Source organism: Marivita sp. (genome assembly GCF_048006345.1).
Lineage (GTDB): Bacteria > Pseudomonadota > Alphaproteobacteria > Rhodobacterales > Rhodobacteraceae > Marivita.
Map to the genome: position 1 here is coordinate 2,653,010 of NZ_CP180351.1, position 16,368 is coordinate 2,669,377.

Below are 16,368 nucleotides of genomic sequence, written 5' to 3' on the forward strand. Positions count from 1 at the left end.
GCAAAACGGCTTGCCTCTGCGATAACCATGTCGCACACAGGATGAGCGCCGGGCATGGGTCCGGTATGGATCGAGACCAAAGATGAAACCCAGAGATATGAACCACGACTGGATTGCCACTGCCCGTACTCTTTCCGAGGCCCTGCCCTTCATGCAGCGCTATGCCGGGTCCATTGTTGTCGTCAAGTTCGGCGGCAATGCGATGGGCGACGAGGACGCAATGGCGGAATTCGCGCGCGACATCGTTCTGATGCGACAGGTCGGGATCAACCCGATTGTCGTGCATGGCGGTGGGCCGATGATCAACGACATGCTCAACAAGCTGGGGATCAAATCGGAATTCGTGCGCGGCAAACGCGTGACCGACAAGGCGACGGTCGAAGTGGTCGAGATGGTTCTGACCGGGCTTGTGAACAAGCGCATCGTTCAGGCGATCATGGACGAAGGCGGGCGGGCTGTCGGGTTGTCCGGCAAAGACGACGACCTCATGGTGTGCGAAGCGGATGATCCGGAACTTGGTTTCGTGGGCCGCCCGGTTGAGATGAACCCGCAGGTGTTGCGCGACCTTTTCAAGGCGGGGATCATTCCCGTTGTTGCGCCTGTCGCGACAGGCATGAACCCCAACGAGACCTTCAATGTGAACGGGGACACCGCGGCTGGCGCGATTGCCGGTGCCCTCAAGGCGGATCGCCTGTTGCTGCTGACCGACGTGAGCGGCGTGAAGGATGCCAATGGCAACGTCGTCACCGCCATGACCCCTGAAGAGGTCAGCGCGATGATCGAGGACGGCACGATTGCGGGCGGAATGATTCCCAAGACGGAAACCGCGTTGAAAGCGATCGAAGAGGGTGTGCGCGCCGTGGTCATCCTTGACGGACGCGTGCCGAATGCCTGTCTTCTCGAACTCTTTACCGAACATGGCGCCGGGTCGCTGATCCGTCCAAAGCGGTGACACTGGACGCGCTGGAGTCCTCTGCCCGGGCGGTCGGTCTGACCCTTCGCGGTGCGTTTCATCCAGTGCCAGAAGATGACGTTCCCACGGGCACGCAGACCCTTGTCCTGCTAGGCCCAGACGAACCCGCGTTCTGGAGTGTCTTTACAGCGTCGCCTGAGTACAACGACGGTCTGCCGCATCCGCTTGACCGGTGGTCGAAGCGGGTGACTGCTTCGATCGCAGCCGATCACGAGGCTACGGCGATCTTTCCCTATGACGGGCCACCCTATGCGCCTTTTCTGCGTTGGGCTGAGCGGAGCGAAGCAAGCTGGCAGTCGCCGCTTGGATTGCTTGTTCATAACTCGGCGGGTCTTTTCATCAGTTATCGGGCTGCCCTCGCTCTGCCGATGCGTCTGTCCCTGCCCGCCCGTGGCCAAAAACCCTGCCTATCGTGTGACACACGCCCCTGCGAAACCGCCTGTCCGGTGGGCGCTCTTGCGCCGGGTCAGGAGTACAATGTCCCGGCGTGCATGGCGCATATTCGGTCACCCGATGGCGTGGCCTGCCGCGAGGGATGCATTGTGCGGCGGGTATGCCCGGTCTCTGAGCAGTTTGGCCGTCTGAGGGAACAATCCGCTTTCCACATGCGCGCCTTTTTGGGAGAGTGACGCGCACTCAACGAAAGGCTTGGCGTTCGTGAAACGACTTATCCTCATGCGTCATGCCAAGTCTGACTGGTCTGCCTCGGGCGATGATCACAGCCGACGCTTGAATGCGCGTGGTCGGGACAGCGCTCCGGCGATGGGGCGTTGGCTCAAGGAACACGGATGGTTGCCTGACGAGGTTCTGTGCTCGACGGCGACGCGCACCCGCCAGACCCTTGCATTGCTGGGCCTGCCAGAGGTGCCAACCCGGTTCGAACGCGCGCTTTACCTTGCCGAGGCGGACGAGATCATCGAGACGCTGCGCAGCGCGACCGGGGACACGGTTCTGCTGCTGGCTCATAATTGCGGGATTGCGGAATGCGCAGAGGCGCTGGTCAACGTGCCACCGGATCACCCGCGATTTGCCGACTATCCTACCTGTGCCACCAGCGTTATCCAGTTCGATGTTGCCGACTGGGCCGAGATCCGCGAAGGGACCGGAGGGTGCGTTGACTTTGCAATTCCACGCGAGGTGATCGCGGCCGGGCATTCCGGCTGAAAACGCCCAATTAAAATCGCCCCGGACCGTGACCGGGGCGTTTTTGTTTTCCATGATGCTGGCGGTCAGTGACCCAGAATCTGGCTCAGGAACAGTTTGGTCCGCTCGTTCTGCGGATTGTTGAAGAACTCTTCCGGTTCGTTCTGTTCCACGATCTGACCCGCGTCCATGAAGATCACGCGGTTGGCGACCTGACGGGCAAAGCCCATCTCGTGGGTCACGCAGAGCATGGTCATGCCCTCTTCCGCCAGCTCTACCATCGTGTCGAGCACTTCCTTGATCATCTCTGGGTCGAGCGCAGAAGTGGGTTCGTCGAAGAGCATGATGCGCGGCCGCATGCAGAGCGACCGGGCAATCGCCACACGCTGCTGCTGACCACCCGACAGTTGGCCGGGGTACTTGTTGGCCTGCTCGGGGATCTTGACCTTTTCAAGGAAGTGCATCGCGGTCTGTTCGGCCTCGCGCTTGGGGATCTTGCGCACCCAGATCGGCGCCAGAGTGCAGTTTTCGAGAATGGTCAGATGCGGGAACAGGTTGAAGTGCTGGAACACCATCCCGACCTCAGAGCGGATCGTGTCGATGTTCTTGATGTCAGAGGACAGAAGGGTTCCGTCCACGGTGATCGAGCCCTTCTGGTGCTCTTCCAGCGCGTTGATGCACCGGATCAGCGTCGACTTGCCCGAACCCGACGGACCGGCAATAACGATCCGTTCGCCACGGTAGACGGTCAGGTCGATGTCCCGCAGAACGTGGAACGTCCCGTACCACTTGTTCATCTTCTGGATTTGAATTGCTACCTCGTCCGAGACAGCCATCGGTGCATTTGCAGTTTCAGCCATGGATTGGCCTCCTGTTTTTTGCCCAGCCGCGTGCGCGGGTCGTGGGCCTTATCGGTGATCGGTGGCGAGTTGGCGCTCGAGCCACTGTGAATATTTCGAGATGCTGAAGCAGACGATGAAGAACACGAAGACTGCAAAGCCCCAGAGTTCCCAATAGACGCCGTTCCATTCGGTGGACGCGAGGATCGGCCCGCGGATCATCCCCACGAGATCGAACATCGAAATCACCGACACCAGCGTCGTGTCCTTGAACAGCCCCACCGCCACGTTCACGATGCCCGGGATCGAGATCTTGAGCGCTTGCGGAAGAATGATCAGGCGCATCGACTGGGCGTAGTCGAGTCCCAGACTGTCTGCGGCTTCGTACTGACCGCGCGGCAGCGCTGCCAGACCACCCCGGATCACCTCGGCGATATAAGCGGCCGAGAACATGGTGATCATGATGATCACACGCAGCACGAGGTCTATGTTCGAGCCCGGCGGGAAGAAGTAGGCCAGCACAACGTTTGCCACGAAAAGCAAGGTGATGAGCGGCACGCCCCGGATGAACTCGATGAAGATCACGCAGATCCACTTGATGATCGGCATGGAGGATTGGCGTCCCAATGCGAGCATGATGCCCAGCGGCAAGGACAGCGACACGCAGACCGTGCCGAGGATCATGTTCAGCATGAAGCCGCCCAGATCACGCGACGGGATCGCCTGAAGGGCCATTACGTCGGGCATGGATGCGGGGATGATGCCGCCGGCCCAGATAACGACCACGGTCGCGACCAGTCCCGCCAGCATGCCCATCGCAAAGCTTTGGCGTTCGAACTGCTTGAACGCGAAATAGCCTGCAATCAGCCCGACCATCACCATCAAAGGCGTCAGCAAGGTGCCGCCCCAGATCAGCCAGAACGCAAGGAACGGATAGATGGCTGTGAACACCAAGAGCTGGCGCGGTGCCTTGGGATAAAGAACCGGCGCGATTGCGACGATCAGCAGAAAGAACGCCAGTGTCGGCCGCCAATACGCCTCGGTCGGATAGGTGAACCCGAACAGAAGCTGGTTCCAGCGCTCTGTCAAAACCGAGAAACAGGCGCCCGTCATACCGTCGAGCATGTCGCGGCATTCAGCGAGCGAACTGGTGTTCCAGATACCATTGGCGAACCACGGCCATGTGCCAGAGACGATCACGTAGATGAAGTAGATCGACAGGATCGTCAGGATCGAATTGAACCACCCTTTGAAGAGGTTTTCACGCACCCATTTGACCACCCCAGCCTCGGTGACGGGGGGCGGTTGTTCGGGCAGCATGGTTGTACGGACGAAGGCAACGGAATGAGCATGTGTATCTGACATCTCAGCGCTCCTTCAGCCTAACGGCATTGTTGTAGACGTTCATGATCGCCGAGATCGCAAGCGAAATGGCGAGATAGAACAGCATGAGCAGGAAGATCGCCTCGATCGCACGGCCTGTCTGGTTGAGCGTGATGCCCCCCAATGTGCCGGTCAGATCCATATATCCCACCGCAATCGCCAGAGACGAGTTCTTGGTCAGGTTCAGGTACTGAGAGATCAGCGGCGGAATGATCACGCGCAATGCTTGCGGCAGCACCACAAGGTTCATGATCCGGCCCGGACGTAGACCCAGCGATGCCGCTGCTTCGGTCTGGCCCTTACTGACGGCAAGAATACCGGCACGGACGTTTTCCGCGATGAAGGCTGCGGTGTAGATCGACAGGGCGAACCAGAGCGCAATCAGGGAGTTGCGCATGAAAATGCCGCCCTGGAAGTTGAAGCCCTGCAGCGAAGGCAGATCCAGCGTGATCGGGCGCCCCATGATGAAGAACGCCAGGATGGCCGGAACGAAGAAGATGCCCACGGATGGCCAGAGTGTCGGGATCAGCTGGCCCCGGTCATAGAGCGCTTTCTTGGCGTAGTTGCGGAACGCAAAAATCCCGACGATTGATGCAAGGAAGACGGCAACGACAACACCGGAGCCGGGACCGAACACGGGGGCTGGAGCGTAGAACCCACGGCCTGTAAACGCGAATGCGCCAAACACCATGGAGGCGGTGGCGTCTTCGCCGCGGAAATCGCGCGGTTGCGGGAGAACGGCGATAAAGACCGCCATGATGATCAGAATCCAGATCAGAACCGGCACGTTCCGGAAAATCTCGACATAGATCGACATGAGTTGGCGCACGAGCCAGTTGTCGCTGAGCCTGAGAACCCCGACCGCAACACCGATCACCGTCGCCATGATACAGCCGAGGAACGCCACCAGCAGCGTGTTGAGCACGCCGACAACCGCAGCGCGCCAGTGGGTAGACTGGCTCGTATAGTCGATCAGGGTCTGGTTGATGTCATAGCCTGCCGGTTCACCTAGAAATTTGTAGGAGATGTTCAGACCTGCCGATTGCAGGTTGGCCAGCAGATTGTAGCCCAGATAGGCAAAGGCCAGAATGAGCAGGATCAGAGCGATGAATTGAAACGTATAGGACCGGTAACGCGTGTCGTTGATCAGCATGGATAGCTGAAACGACCCCGACGGTGGGTCTGAAATCGTGGACATTTTTTTATCCCTGGTTTTCCGGATTTTCCTGGCGGCGCTTGTCGCGCTCTGGTGCCTGATCCGAAGGCTTTTTTGTTTGATTTGAAAAAGGGCGCGAAGTTATTCGCGCCCTTTTCCGTAGTCAGTGCTTTAGCGGAACGGCGGCGTGTAGAGCAGACCACCTTCGGTCCACAGCGCGTTCAGGCCGCGTGCCAGACCGATCGGCGTGTTCTCACCGATGTTCTTTTCAAACAGTTCACCGTAGTTGCCGCCTGCCATGATGGCCTTGACAGCCCAGTCAGCTTCGAGACCCAGCATCGCGCCAAGCGTGCCTTCGGTGCCAAGCAGACGGTTGATTTCCGGGTTGCTGCCCGGAGCCGACGCCAGTTCTGCCACGTTCGCGGACGTGATGCCGAGCTCTTCTGCCGCGATCAGTGCGTTCAGCGTCCAGCGGGCGATGTCACCCCACTGGTTGTCGCCGTGACGGACGAGCGGGCCAAGCGGCTCTTTCGAGATGATTTCCGGCAGGACCACGTGGTCACCCGGATTTTCGAACGCAGCACGTGTGGCAGCAAGGCCGGACGCGTCTGTCGTGTACACGTCGCAAGCACCTTCGAGGTAGAGCGGCTGTGCTTCAGCGTTGGTTTCGATCGGAACCGGCTCGTAGCTGATGTTGTTGGCGCGGAAGAAGTCCGCGAGGTTCAGCTCGGTTGTGGTGCCGGTCTGGATGCAGACGGTTGCGCCATCAAGTTCCTTGGCCGACGAGACGCCGAGCGCTTTCGGGACCATGAAGCCCTGACCGTCGTAGTAGTTGATGCCTACGAATTCGAAGCCAAGGTCGACGTCGCGCGAGAAAGTCCACGTGGTGTTGCGGGCCAGTAGATCAATCTCGCCGGATGCCAGCGCTGTAAAGCGGGTCTTGCCTGTCGTCGGTACGAATTCGACCGCGGTCGGATCGCCGAGAACGGCGGCAGCGACGGCACGGCAGACGCCGACGTCAAAGCCTTCCCATTCGCCATTTGCATTCGGCGCTGCAAAACCGACGAGACCGGTCGTCACGCCGCAGTTCAGCTTGCCGCGTGCCTTAACGTCGTCAAGCGTGGCAGCAGACGCTACACCAGCTGAAAGGCCGGCAACGGTCATCGCGCCAAGAATTGCAATTTTTTTCATGTTTACCTCTTCCTGTTAGCCCGTGCCTATCGGCACGGTTTCTGACGAACGCATTTAGCGCCCATACGACGAAAGTAGGGAACCCCCCACTCGCGATGGCATGGATTTTGTGAGGATTCATCTGCGAAGGTCAAGGCGAATAGCCTATTTTTTGATCACAAAGCCGCAGTTTACCCAGCGTCAGCGAGGCGTTTGCTGATGCAACAATCGCAGGAATTCGCTGGCGTGCAGAAACGCGGCCTTCTTATGTTGGGCCATCTCGGCGGCTTCTTCGTCTTCGCCCCATTGTTCCTGTTGCCAAATCTCGTCGACACGGGACGTTAGCCAAAGCTGTTCCGCAGGCATGAATTCGGCTTTTGCGGCAAACCCGATGACGAGCGATCCGCTGATCGCGACCAGATCGTGGAACGCGGCGAGTTCGAAAATATTCATCTCGTGCACGTTTTGACGAAGTTTGGACAGTGCAGCGGGGTCCTGAGATGCGTGCATGACACCGACTCGGGTCTCCAATCGCGCGCCCAGCACCGAGTCGGCCCAGTCCAGAAGCGGGTCCCATGAGGTGGACTGACGCGCGACAAGGTCGTCGGGAGCCTCTGCTCGGTAACACAACAAGTCGCTGTCACCGTAGTCGGCCAGCATGTCTGCCACTTCTGCGTGCTGGATCGCCACTTTGTCGACGGCGGCATTTGCGGTTCGGGTAAAGGGCATCGTCCGGGGGTCGATCCGGTCTTCCTGAGCGTCGAATTCCGCTGCAATGCTTTGGGCGATGGCAAGGCTTGGTACTGTCAGAACGGCCTTGGCCGGAGTGCGCACCGGGCGCCCATCCAGCAGGATACCAAAGCCATTCTCGGTCGCCTGCGTGTCCGCGGATTTCCAAAAGCGTTTCGGAGCCCATTCACTCATGCAAGGTCCTCGATCCAGGTTGCCAGTGCTGTCATCAATTCATCCGTGGTGTCCACGATCACGTCCGCATCCGCAAGGTATTCGGGGGGATGGTTGCCCCATGTGACGCCAATTGCATGGGTGCCCGCCGCCTTGGCCATCATCATGTCGTAGCTGGTGTCACCAATCATGACCGCATTTCGCGGCACAACGCCCGTATCGCCCAGCGCTGCAAAGAGCATGGACGGATGCGGTTTGGACGGGTGTGTGTCCGCGACTTGGGTCGATTGGAAATACCCCTCGAGCCCATGTTGTTCGATGATGCGATCAAGCCCCCGTCGCGACATGCCCGTGGCCGTCGCCATCAAGGTGAAATCGTCCGCGCGCAACTGATCCAAAACATCCCGGATGCCGGGAAAGAAGATCGCTTTTGCCCCGTCGCCACCCGCCACATGCCGGGCGAAAGACGCAGATTTGTAACCGTCAGCAAGGGCCGCCTGAATGTGCAAAGGCTGGTCCGGCACAAGCTGGGCCATCAGTTCGGGCAAGGACAACCCCACACCGTGCAGCACCGCGGCGCGTGTCGGTGGCGCGATGCCAAGCCCGGTGAAAGCGTCTTCCATCGCCTCGACGATATGGGCCCGACTGTCCACCAGCGTCCCATCCACATCAAACACCACGAGCCGCAGGGCTTCGGGCATTATTCCATTTCCTCGAACGGATCGGCCGGCACATCGCGCGGATCCCATTGGAGGAATTCCCACGTGCGTTCCATATGCTCGGGCAGCGGAGCGGTGATCGTCAGTTTCGCGCCAGTGACAGGGTGTTTGATCGTGATGGACCGGGCGTGCAGATGTAGCTTTCGGCTGATCCCGCCGCCCAGCATTGCGCCCCAGCCATCGCCAAGGTTTTCCTGACCGGAACCGCCGTATTTGCCGTCCCCAATGATCGGATGCCCAAGCTCGGCCATATGTGCGCGCAATTGGTGGGTCCGCCCGGTGATTGGCACCATCGCAACCCATGCCGCGCGTTTCGCCAATGCACTGAGCACGGCGTAATCCGTTGTGGCGTGTTTCGCGCCTTCGGTGGTGGCGACATCCTTGGGATGAACCGCCCGCATTTTCTCGTTTTCACCGCCTGCACCATGGCCCGGTGCCTTGACCAGCCCGAACTTGATCGTGCCCATCTGCGGAAACGGAACACCTGCCACAGCAGCCCAATAGATCTTGCGGGTCTCGCGCGCCCGAAACGCCTCGGTCAGCGCCCCAGCGACGGCCCGTGTCCGGGCCAGCAGCAGAACACCCGAGGTGTCCTTGTCAAGGCGATGCACGAGCCGGGGCTTTTCGTCAAACCCAAAGGTCAGCGCCTCGGCGAGCCCGTCGACATGGCGGGTTTGCTTGCTTCCGCCCTGTGTCGGCAGACCCGGCGGCTTGTTCAACGCGATGATCTGGTCATCTTTGTAGAGGACCAGCGACTTCATCATCGCGGCATCTTTGTCGGACACGGTTGGCTTGGGACGCGACTCCACCTCGCCGGGCGTTGGAAGTGGCGGGATGCGCACCTCTTGCCCGGTGGAAAGACGCGTGTTGGCCTTCACGCGGCCGCCGTCGACACGGACTTCTCCTTTGCGGCACATCTTCTCGATCCGGCCCTGCGCGAGATGGGGGAACAGCCGTTTCAGCCAGCGGTCAAGGCGCTGATCGGTATCTCCCGGCCCGACAGTGATGATCTGAACTTGGCTCATGCAAAGATACTCCGCGCCAGAAAGAGGCCCAGCGCCAAACCGCCAACCGACAGTGCAACGGACAGGACGACATACAGCATCGCTGACCCGGCCTGGCCCCGTTCGATGAGTGTCATGGTTTCGAGCGAGAAGGCAGAAAACGTTGTGAACCCACCCAATACGCCGGTCATCACGAAGGGCGACAGATGCGTTAGGCCACGATGGGTGGCCGCAACGACAAACACCCCCATGAGAAACGATCCCAGGATGTTCACCGTCAGGATCGCTATCGGGAAATCACCTTGGCCAACAAGGCGCAAAAGACCGACCCCAGTCAGATACCGGAGAGAGGCGCCGATGGCGCCGCCTAAGGCCACGAGGGATAGGGTTGTCAACATGCGCGGTCTGTCGCGTGTAGAGCCAGAAGAGTCAAGTTTGCCGCTTGGTCCGCAGCTTGGCGAAATACTCGACCCGCTTTTTCAGATCACGCTCAAACCCGCGCTCGACCGGCGCGTAGAACTCGGTGCGCCCCATTGTTTCTGGGAAATAGTCTTGCCCTGAAAACCCGTCATCCGCGTCGTGATCATAGGCATAGCCCGACCCGTAGCCTTGATCCTTCATCAGCTTCGTCGGCGCATTCAGGATGTGCTTGGGAGGCACCAGTGATCCGGTTTTCTTGGCGGCGGCCCGCGCTGCCTTGTAGGCCACGTAGACGGCGTTCGATTTTGGCGCGAGAGCGATATAGACGAGCGCCTGCGCGATGGCCAATTCGCCTTCGGGGCTGCCCAACCGTTCAAAGGTTTCCCAGCTTTGCAGGCAAATGGCCTGCGCCTGCGGATCTGCCAGCCCGATATCCTCCACCGCCATGCGGGTGATGCGGCGGGCAAGGTAGCGCGGGTCCTCGCCTGCATCGAGCATCCGCGCGAACCAATAAAGCGCCGCATCGGGGTCCGACCCGCGTACCGATTTGTGCAGCGCGGAAATCAGGTTGTAATGCGCATCCCCCGATTTGTCGTATTGCGCTGCACGTTTCATCAAACGCTGACCGAGTGCCGCGCTGTCGAGCGGTTTGTCGACATGCCAAGCCATGACCTGTTCGACGAGGTTCAGCAGAGCGCGACCGTCACCATCGGCCATCTCGAGCAGGTTTTCCCGCGCCGGACCATCCAGCGGCAAAGTCCGGCCCAATTCGACCTCGGCCCGCTGGGCAAGGCGCTCGAGATCGGCAAGGTCGAGACGTTCCAGTACCAGAACCTGCGCCCGGCTGAGCAAAGCGGCGTTCAACTCGAAGGACGGGTTTTCTGTTGTCGCCCCGACCAGCAGGATGGTGCCGTCTTCCATATGCGGCAGGAACCCATCCTGCTGCGCCTTGTTGAAGCGGTGGATCTCGTCCACGAACAGCAGAGTGCCCTGCCCCGCCTTGCGCCGTTGCTTGGCCGCGTCGAACACCTTGCGCAATTCGGGCACACCCGAAAAAATCGCACTGATCTGGACAAAATGCAGATCGGTCTCATCCGCAAGCAGGCGCGCAATCGTGGTCTTGCCGACCCCCGGAGGCCCCCAGAAGATCACCGATCCAAGGCTGCCCGCTTCGAGCATCACGGTCAAAGGTGCATCGGGGCCAATGACCTGCGACTGGCCGATCAGATCTGACAGTTTGCGCGGGCGCAAGCGGTCTGCCAGTGGCCGCGGTGCCTCTTTGGCCGTGTCACCTGTGTCGAACAGATCCGCCACAGATCAGGCCCGGAACCGCAGGATCAGGCGCTGTCCGCCGCGCTCTGCTTCAATGGACACGTTCGGGGCGGCCTGTCTGAGGGCCGGGCCAACATCCGATGGCGACTGGATCACGAAGCGGTCCACCCGGCGGATTACATCGCCCGTCTGAAGCCCGACGCGACGCCCCAACGGTCCCGGTTCGATCACAACCACGCCATCCTTGTTCAAAGGCAGACCAAGCTCGGCCGTGACCGCCGGGTTGATCCGCGCGACTTGCAGACCGGCCAGAACATCACGGTCGCCAAGACGCTGCGCGTTCCTGGGGGGATCGTCGGGTGGCGCAATCAGATCCACCTTGGTGCGCAACGGTTCCCCGCCGCGAATGAACACCATGTCGACGTCTTCGCCCAATCCACGGACGGACATCCGAAACAGCATCTCGGCAGGGGTGTTCACCGGCTGTCCAGCGACTTCGACCACCACATCGCCCACCTCGATCCCCGCAGTCGCCAAGGGGCTGGCCGGATGCAGAGCGGTGATCACAACCCCTTCGGGCCGCGACAGGCCAAGGCCATCGGACAGATCCGCATCCACCGGCTGACCGGTTGCTCCGGCCCAAGGACGTTCAAAACGGGTCTTGCCGTCGCGGGCCTGATCCAGAAACTCGGCGACAAGGGCTGCAGGAATTGCAAATCCGATCCCGTTCGATCCACCGGACCGGGTCAGGATCGACGTGTTGATCCCGATCATTCGCCCGGCAATGTCGATCAGCGCCCCACCGGAATTGCCGGGATTGATCGGGGCGTCCGTCTGAATGAAATAGCCCCGCGCGTTACCGGTTGCGGTTCCCGATCGGGCAAGACCCGACACGATACCCGACGACACGGTCTGCCCCACGCCAAAGGGATTGCCGATGGCCAGCACAAGCTCTCCCACCTCGACCGTGTCGCTGTCCCGGAGTTCGAGAAACGGCATGTCTTCGGCGTCAATCTTGAGAATGGCCAGATCGGACTCTTCATCCCCAATCAAAACGCGCGCCTGATATTCGCGGCGGTCGTTCAACACGACGCGGATGTCATCCGCTTGCCCAACAACGTGATAGTTCGACACCACGAACCCATCGGAGGACACGATCACGCCGGAACCCAGCGAGTTCTGCACACGCGGACGCGGCGCACCAAAATCGCGGAACAGCCCACCAAAGAAGGGATCGCCTTCGAACGGACTGCGCCGCGTTTGAACGACGCGACGGGCATAGATGTTCACCACGGCAGGTGCTGCTTCCTTGACGAGAGGAGCAAAGGACAGGCTGATCTCGGCCGCAGACTTTGGCACGCGCGGAGCGCTTTCAGACTGCGCGATCCCCTGCCCCGCAATCAGGCTACTTATGACGATACAAAGAATTCTGATCCCGGCCATGGCGTGGATATGTCGCCGGACTGCGGGTTTTGCAAGTCTGCTTGTCTATCGCGGAAAGTAGGGACATGCGGGCTGGCGTCAGGACTGGTGTGCTTCGTGGTGTCCGGCGGTCTTTCGATGGCAATCGCCGTCCTTCTTCCGCCTCGACCTAGTCCAAGATCGGATGGAAGCACGCGACGGTCGTCTCTTTTCCAAGGGGCGAGAGCCTTGGCGTTTCCGATCTGCACTTGTCTGTCGCGTTCGGACAGCGCGCGGCAAAGGCGCAACCTGACGGAGGGTTCAGGGGGTCCGGCAGTTCGGTGCCTTCTGCCTCGGGCGAGGTCAGCGGGCGGCCGACCACGGGCGCGCTATCGGCAAGAAGTTTCGTGTAGGGATGTTTCGGCGCGGCAAAGACCTCTTCCGCCGGTCCGACCTCAACCACTGACCCAAAATAGAGAACCGCGATCCGGTCGCTCACGGCTTCGACCACCGCGAGGTCGTGGCTGATGAAGAGATAGGTCAGATCGAATTCGCGTCGCAGGTCCGCCAAAAGGTTCAGTACCTGCGCCTGAACCGAAACGTCGAGGGCCGACACAGGTTCGTCGAGGATGAGAATGCGCGCCTTCGCCGCCAATGCACGGGCAATCCCGATCCGCTGGGCCTGACCACCGGAAAACTCGTGTGGATACCGGTCCAGAAATTCCTCGCGCAGGTTTACACTGGCAAAAATCTCGGAGATCCGCTTGCTCCGCTCGGCGGCGGGCATGTTGTGCAACAGCTTGAGCGGCGCTTCCATGATCTGGCGAATGGTCTTGCGCGGATTCAGAGAAGAAATCGGATCCTGAAATACGTATTGGATGCGTTTGCCGAACTCTGCAGGGTCGGCGTTATCGAGCGCTGCGCCTTCGATCTCGATATGTCCCGTTGAGGGTTCCAACAGCCCGACCAGCATCCGCGCGAGTGTTGATTTCCCACATCCCGACTCGCCCACGATCCCAAGCGTTTCACCTTGTCGAACAGTCAGCGTCAGTGGATGAACCGCTTTCACTGTGCCTGTCGGGTTGCCGAAAAGCGAACGCCCCACCGGGAACGTCTTGGACAGATCCGTGATCTTCAATGCGTCGGTCATTCAGCGGCCTCCCGCGTGTCCACCGGGTGGACGCACCTGACCCCGCGACCGTCCTTCCGGACCAGCGCAATGTCTCCCCTGCGGCAGTCAGGTTGCACCCGGTCGCAGCGCTCGGCAAAGGCACAGCCTTCGGGCAGCTTGTCGACGACGGGTGGCAGACCAGGAATAGCCTCAAGCCGCCGCTTGCCACCGCCAAGCTCGGGCACGCAGGCCATGAGGCGTGCGGTATACGGATGACGCGGCGCATCAAGGATGTCGGTGGTCGCACCTTCTTCAACAATTCGTCCCGCGTACATCACCGCGACCCGGTCGCAGAGCTGCGCGACGACGCCGAAATCATGCGTGATGAAGACAATCGCCAACCCGCGCGAGCGACGCAATTCATCGAGGATCGTCAGAACCTGCGCCTGCACAGTGACATCCAGCGCCGTGGTGGGTTCATCCGCGATGATGATGTCGGGGTCGTTGGCCAGCGCCATCGCGATGCCGACCCGCTGGCGCATACCTCCTGACATCTCGTGCGGATAGTCGCTGATGCGCTTTTCGGCGTTTGGTATACGGACAGCTTTCAGCAACTCGATCGCCTTGGCCCGTCCCTCGGCCTTTCCGATGGGGCGATGTGCCCGGATCGCCTCGATCAACTGGTCGCCGACGCGGTACAGCGGATGCAGCGTGGCAAGCGGGTCCTGGAAAATATACGACACGTTTCGCCCGCGCATGTCGCGCAGACGGCGATACGACGCGCCGATCAGATCCTCGCCATCGTAATAAGCCGCTCCTCCTGTAATGACACCGGGTGGTGAGGCGACAAGCCCCATGATCGAAAGCGCGGTCACCGATTTGCCAGACCCGCTTTCCCCGATGATGCCAAGGCATTCGCCCTTTTCGACATGCAGGTCCACACCACCCACCGCGCGATAGATGCGGTTCTTGACGTGAAACTGGGTTTCCAGCGCCTTGACCTCAAGCAAGCCGACACCGCTTGCCGCCGGAGGCGTCTCTGCGCGATCCACCCGAGTGGCCGCCATCGGGCGGGACAAAGCCCCGGATTTCAGACGCGGATCGAGCGCATCACGCACCCCGTCGCCCAGCAGGTTGATCGACATGACGATGATCAGGATCATTATGCCCGGCACAATCGAGGTGTGCGGATTGGTGATGAGCGCGGAGCGCGCCTCACCCAGCATAGAACCCAGATCGGCTTGTGGAGGTTGTGAGCCTAGGCCGAGGAAGGACAGGCCGGCCGTTTCGAGGATCATCCAGCCAATGGTTGTAGACATGGCGATGACGATCACCGGGATCACATTGGGCAGGATTTCAGACAGGATGATCCGCGTGTTCGACATTCCCGCAAGGCGCGCCGCGTCCACGAATTCCTTGTTTGCGATGCCGACGGTTATGCCACGAATGTTGCGCGCAAAGAACGGCACATTCACGGCGGCCACCGCGATCAGCGCGTTGAACAGGCCGGGGCCAAGGGCTGCGACGATGGCCAGCGCAAGCAGAATATAGGGAAAGGCCATCAGCATATCGACGCCGCGCATGATGATGTTGTCCGTCCGCCCGCCGTAGTACCCGGCGATAATACCGATGGCCGCACCGATGGTCGCCGCAGCAATGGCGGCGGCAAATCCCACGGCGAGTGACAGGCGCGTCCCCCACATCACGCGGGACAGCAAATCGCGGCCCAGATGGTCGGTGCCTAGGAGCGCCCCGTCCGAAAAGACCGGCTGAAACCGGTTTGATGTATTCGTGACGTCGGGATCGGCCAGAGGCAGGATTGGCGTGATCAGTGCGAGGAGAACCACGCCAGCCAGAACGAGTCCGCCCGCAAGCGCCAGCCGGTTCCGCGCGAGCAGAACGAAGAACGCCGTCACGTCTTGATCCTGGGATCAAGAAGGCTCTGCGCGACGTCCACGGCGATGTTGAACAGAACGTAGCAGGCGGCGACGAAGACCACACCGCCCTGCACCATCAGGATGTCCCGCTTGAGGATCGCATCGACCAGCATCCGTCCCACGCCGGGCCACTGGAAGACGATCTCGATATAGACGGCACCCGACAGCACGAACCCGGCCTGAATTCCAAGCACCGGGATGATCGAAACCATGGCCGCCTTCAGCGCGTGCCGCCAGATCACACCACGCTCATGCACGCCTTTGGCGCGCGCGGTGCGGATAAAATCCTGTCTCAGGACTTCCAGCATGGCCGAACGCGACAGGCGCGCGATGACACCTGTGGCGACAACGGCGAGGGCCGCTGCAGGCATCGCAAGATGCGAGAGCAGCACGCCGAGAGTGCGATCTCCATAGATGGGCCACATTCCCGAAACCGGAAACCAGCGCAGGTTCACCGCGAAGAACAGGATCATCATCATGCCGAGGAAAAAGGACGGGATCGAGATACCGAGCAGCACGACAAACGTAATTCCCTTGTCAGCCGCCCCGTATTGGTTCGCCGCCGAGATCACTCCGGCAATCACACCCAGAAACGAGCAAAGAACGAAAGCCGTGCCCGCAAGGACCAACGTGGCGTTGAAGCGCTCGAGCACCTCATCCAGCACAGGGCGGTTGAGCGCGAAGGATGTTCCGAAATCGCCGCTCAACATGTTGCTGAGCCAGATGAAATATTGCTGCACCAATGGCTTGTCTAGGCCCAGATCACGGTTGAGCTTTTCGACATTCTCTGGCGTGGCGTAGTTGCCTAGGATCGCCGTTGCCGGATCACCGGGGATCATCGCCATGATCAGAAAGACGATGACTGTGATCCCGAACAGGACCGGGATCGCCGACAAGAGACGTTTGAGGATGTAGCCGGTCAAAATCGCCCTCTCGG

16 protein-coding genes are annotated in these 16,368 nt (G+C 60.5%); 3 read left to right on the plus strand and 13 right to left on the minus strand.

Annotated features, from left to right (window positions below; translation table 11 throughout):
* Positions 1 to 82: 82 nt before the first annotated feature.
* From argB to ACMVPR_RS13025, 3 genes are read left to right on the plus strand one after another with little or no spacing between them, the layout of a single operon-like run.
* Positions 83 to 952 carry an acetylglutamate kinase gene (argB, locus tag ACMVPR_RS13015; RefSeq protein WP_300580519.1) on the plus strand — a complete coding sequence of 290 codons (870 nt, stop codon included), beginning with the start codon at positions 83 to 85 and terminating at the stop codon, positions 950 to 952.
* Entirely contained in the window at positions 949 to 1,602 is a 654-nt protein-coding gene (locus ACMVPR_RS13020) for a ferredoxin (protein ID WP_416883233.1), read from the plus strand. Before argB ends, ACMVPR_RS13020 begins: the two co-directional genes overlap by 4 nt.
* Before the next feature lie 28 nt (positions 1,603 to 1,630).
* Positions 1,631 to 2,137, plus strand: coding sequence for a SixA phosphatase family protein (locus ACMVPR_RS13025; protein WP_416883234.1), 507 nt, complete (start codon positions 1,631 to 1,633; stop codon positions 2,135 to 2,137).
* A gap of 65 nt (positions 2,138 to 2,202) precedes the next feature.
* Here ACMVPR_RS13025 and ACMVPR_RS13030 read toward each other — a convergent pair whose 3' ends face one another.
* From ACMVPR_RS13030 to ACMVPR_RS13090, 13 genes are all read right to left on the minus strand, one after another.
* Positions 2,203 to 2,976: an amino acid ABC transporter ATP-binding protein gene (locus tag ACMVPR_RS13030; RefSeq protein ID WP_300580515.1), complete on the minus strand. Its 774-nt coding sequence runs from the start codon at positions 2,974 to 2,976 to the stop codon at positions 2,203 to 2,205.
* Positions 2,977 to 3,024: 48 nt separating this feature from the next.
* Positions 3,025 to 4,320 (minus strand): ABC transporter permease subunit, encoded by a 1,296-nt coding sequence (locus tag ACMVPR_RS13035; RefSeq protein ID WP_416883235.1) that lies wholly within the window; start codon positions 4,318 to 4,320, stop codon positions 3,025 to 3,027.
* Between the two features lies 1 nt (position 4,321).
* Positions 4,322 to 5,536 (minus strand): amino acid ABC transporter permease, encoded by a 1,215-nt coding sequence (locus ACMVPR_RS13040; RefSeq protein ID WP_416883236.1) that lies wholly within the window; start codon positions 5,534 to 5,536, stop codon positions 4,322 to 4,324.
* 129 nt (positions 5,537 to 5,665) lie between these two features.
* The gene (locus ACMVPR_RS13045; RefSeq protein ID WP_292267999.1) at positions 5,666 to 6,685 is read right to left on the minus strand and encodes an amino acid ABC transporter substrate-binding protein; all 1,020 of its coding nucleotides are present in this window, start codon (positions 6,683 to 6,685) and stop codon (positions 5,666 to 5,668) included.
* 180 nt (positions 6,686 to 6,865) lie between these two features.
* Positions 6,866 to 7,588 carry an ATP12 family chaperone protein gene (locus ACMVPR_RS13050; protein WP_416883237.1) on the minus strand — a complete coding sequence of 241 codons (723 nt, stop codon included), beginning with the start codon at positions 7,586 to 7,588 and terminating at the stop codon, positions 6,866 to 6,868.
* Positions 7,585 to 8,268: an HAD-IA family hydrolase gene (locus ACMVPR_RS13055; RefSeq protein ID WP_416883238.1), complete on the minus strand. Its 684-nt coding sequence runs from the start codon at positions 8,266 to 8,268 to the stop codon at positions 7,585 to 7,587. Before ACMVPR_RS13055 ends, ACMVPR_RS13050 begins: the two co-directional genes overlap by 4 nt.
* Positions 8,268 to 9,311, minus strand: coding sequence for an RluA family pseudouridine synthase (locus ACMVPR_RS13060; RefSeq protein WP_416883239.1), 1,044 nt, complete (start codon positions 9,309 to 9,311; stop codon positions 8,268 to 8,270). Before ACMVPR_RS13060 ends, ACMVPR_RS13055 begins: the two co-directional genes overlap by 1 nt.
* Positions 9,308 to 9,688 (minus strand): fluoride efflux transporter CrcB, encoded by a 381-nt coding sequence (gene crcB, locus ACMVPR_RS13065; RefSeq protein WP_416883240.1) that lies wholly within the window; start codon positions 9,686 to 9,688, stop codon positions 9,308 to 9,310. Before crcB ends, ACMVPR_RS13060 begins: the two co-directional genes overlap by 4 nt.
* A 31-nt stretch (positions 9,689 to 9,719) precedes the next feature.
* Positions 9,720 to 11,024: a replication-associated recombination protein A gene (locus ACMVPR_RS13070; protein ID WP_416883241.1), complete on the minus strand. Its 1,305-nt coding sequence runs from the start codon at positions 11,022 to 11,024 to the stop codon at positions 9,720 to 9,722.
* Positions 11,025 to 11,027: 3 nt separating this feature from the next.
* Entirely contained in the window at positions 11,028 to 12,425 is a 1,398-nt protein-coding gene (locus tag ACMVPR_RS13075) for a trypsin-like peptidase domain-containing protein (RefSeq protein WP_416883242.1), read from the minus strand.
* A 148-nt stretch (positions 12,426 to 12,573) separates the two neighbouring features.
* Positions 12,574 to 13,533: an ABC transporter ATP-binding protein gene (locus ACMVPR_RS13080; protein ID WP_416883243.1), complete on the minus strand. Its 960-nt coding sequence runs from the start codon at positions 13,531 to 13,533 to the stop codon at positions 12,574 to 12,576.
* Positions 13,530 to 15,410 (minus strand): dipeptide/oligopeptide/nickel ABC transporter permease/ATP-binding protein, encoded by a 1,881-nt coding sequence (locus tag ACMVPR_RS13085; RefSeq protein ID WP_416883244.1) that lies wholly within the window; start codon positions 15,408 to 15,410, stop codon positions 13,530 to 13,532. The genes ACMVPR_RS13080 and ACMVPR_RS13085 overlap by 4 nt, the downstream gene beginning before the upstream one ends.
* Positions 15,407 to 16,354 (minus strand): ABC transporter permease, encoded by a 948-nt coding sequence (locus ACMVPR_RS13090; protein ID WP_416883245.1) that lies wholly within the window; start codon positions 16,352 to 16,354, stop codon positions 15,407 to 15,409. The genes ACMVPR_RS13085 and ACMVPR_RS13090 overlap by 4 nt, the downstream gene beginning before the upstream one ends.
* Positions 16,355 to 16,368 lie beyond the last annotated feature (14 nt).

Excerpts from the sequence above, each read along its gene's own strand:
- crcB (WP_416883240.1), bottom strand. The coding sequence starts at position 9,688 with ATGTTGACAACCCTATCCCTCGTGGCCTTAGGCGGCGCCATCGGCGCC.
- ACMVPR_RS13040 (WP_416883236.1), bottom strand. The coding sequence starts at position 5,536 with ATGTCCACGATTTCAGACCCACCGTCGGGGTCGTTTCAGCTATCCATG.
- ACMVPR_RS13035 (WP_416883235.1), bottom strand. The coding sequence starts at position 4,320 with ATGTCAGATACACATGCTCATTCCGTTGCCTTCGTCCGTACAACCATG.
- ACMVPR_RS13030 (WP_300580515.1), bottom strand. The coding sequence starts at position 2,976 with ATGGCTGAAACTGCAAATGCACCGATGGCTGTCTCGGACGAGGTAGCA.
- ACMVPR_RS13075 (WP_416883242.1), bottom strand. The coding sequence starts at position 12,425 with ATGGCCGGGATCAGAATTCTTTGTATCGTCATAAGTAGCCTGATTGCG.
- ACMVPR_RS13055 (WP_416883238.1), bottom strand. The coding sequence starts at position 8,268 with ATGCCCGAAGCCCTGCGGCTCGTGGTGTTTGATGTGGATGGGACGCTG.
- ACMVPR_RS13050 (WP_416883237.1), bottom strand. The coding sequence starts at position 7,588 with ATGAGTGAATGGGCTCCGAAACGCTTTTGGAAATCCGCGGACACGCAG.
- argB (WP_300580519.1), top strand. The coding sequence starts at position 83 with ATGAAACCCAGAGATATGAACCACGACTGGATTGCCACTGCCCGTACT.
- ACMVPR_RS13045 (WP_292267999.1), bottom strand. The coding sequence starts at position 6,685 with ATGAAAAAAATTGCAATTCTTGGCGCGATGACCGTTGCCGGCCTTTCA.
- ACMVPR_RS13060 (WP_416883239.1), bottom strand. The coding sequence starts at position 9,311 with ATGAGCCAAGTTCAGATCATCACTGTCGGGCCGGGAGATACCGATCAG.
- ACMVPR_RS13080 (WP_416883243.1), bottom strand. The coding sequence starts at position 13,533 with ATGACCGACGCATTGAAGATCACGGATCTGTCCAAGACGTTCCCGGTG.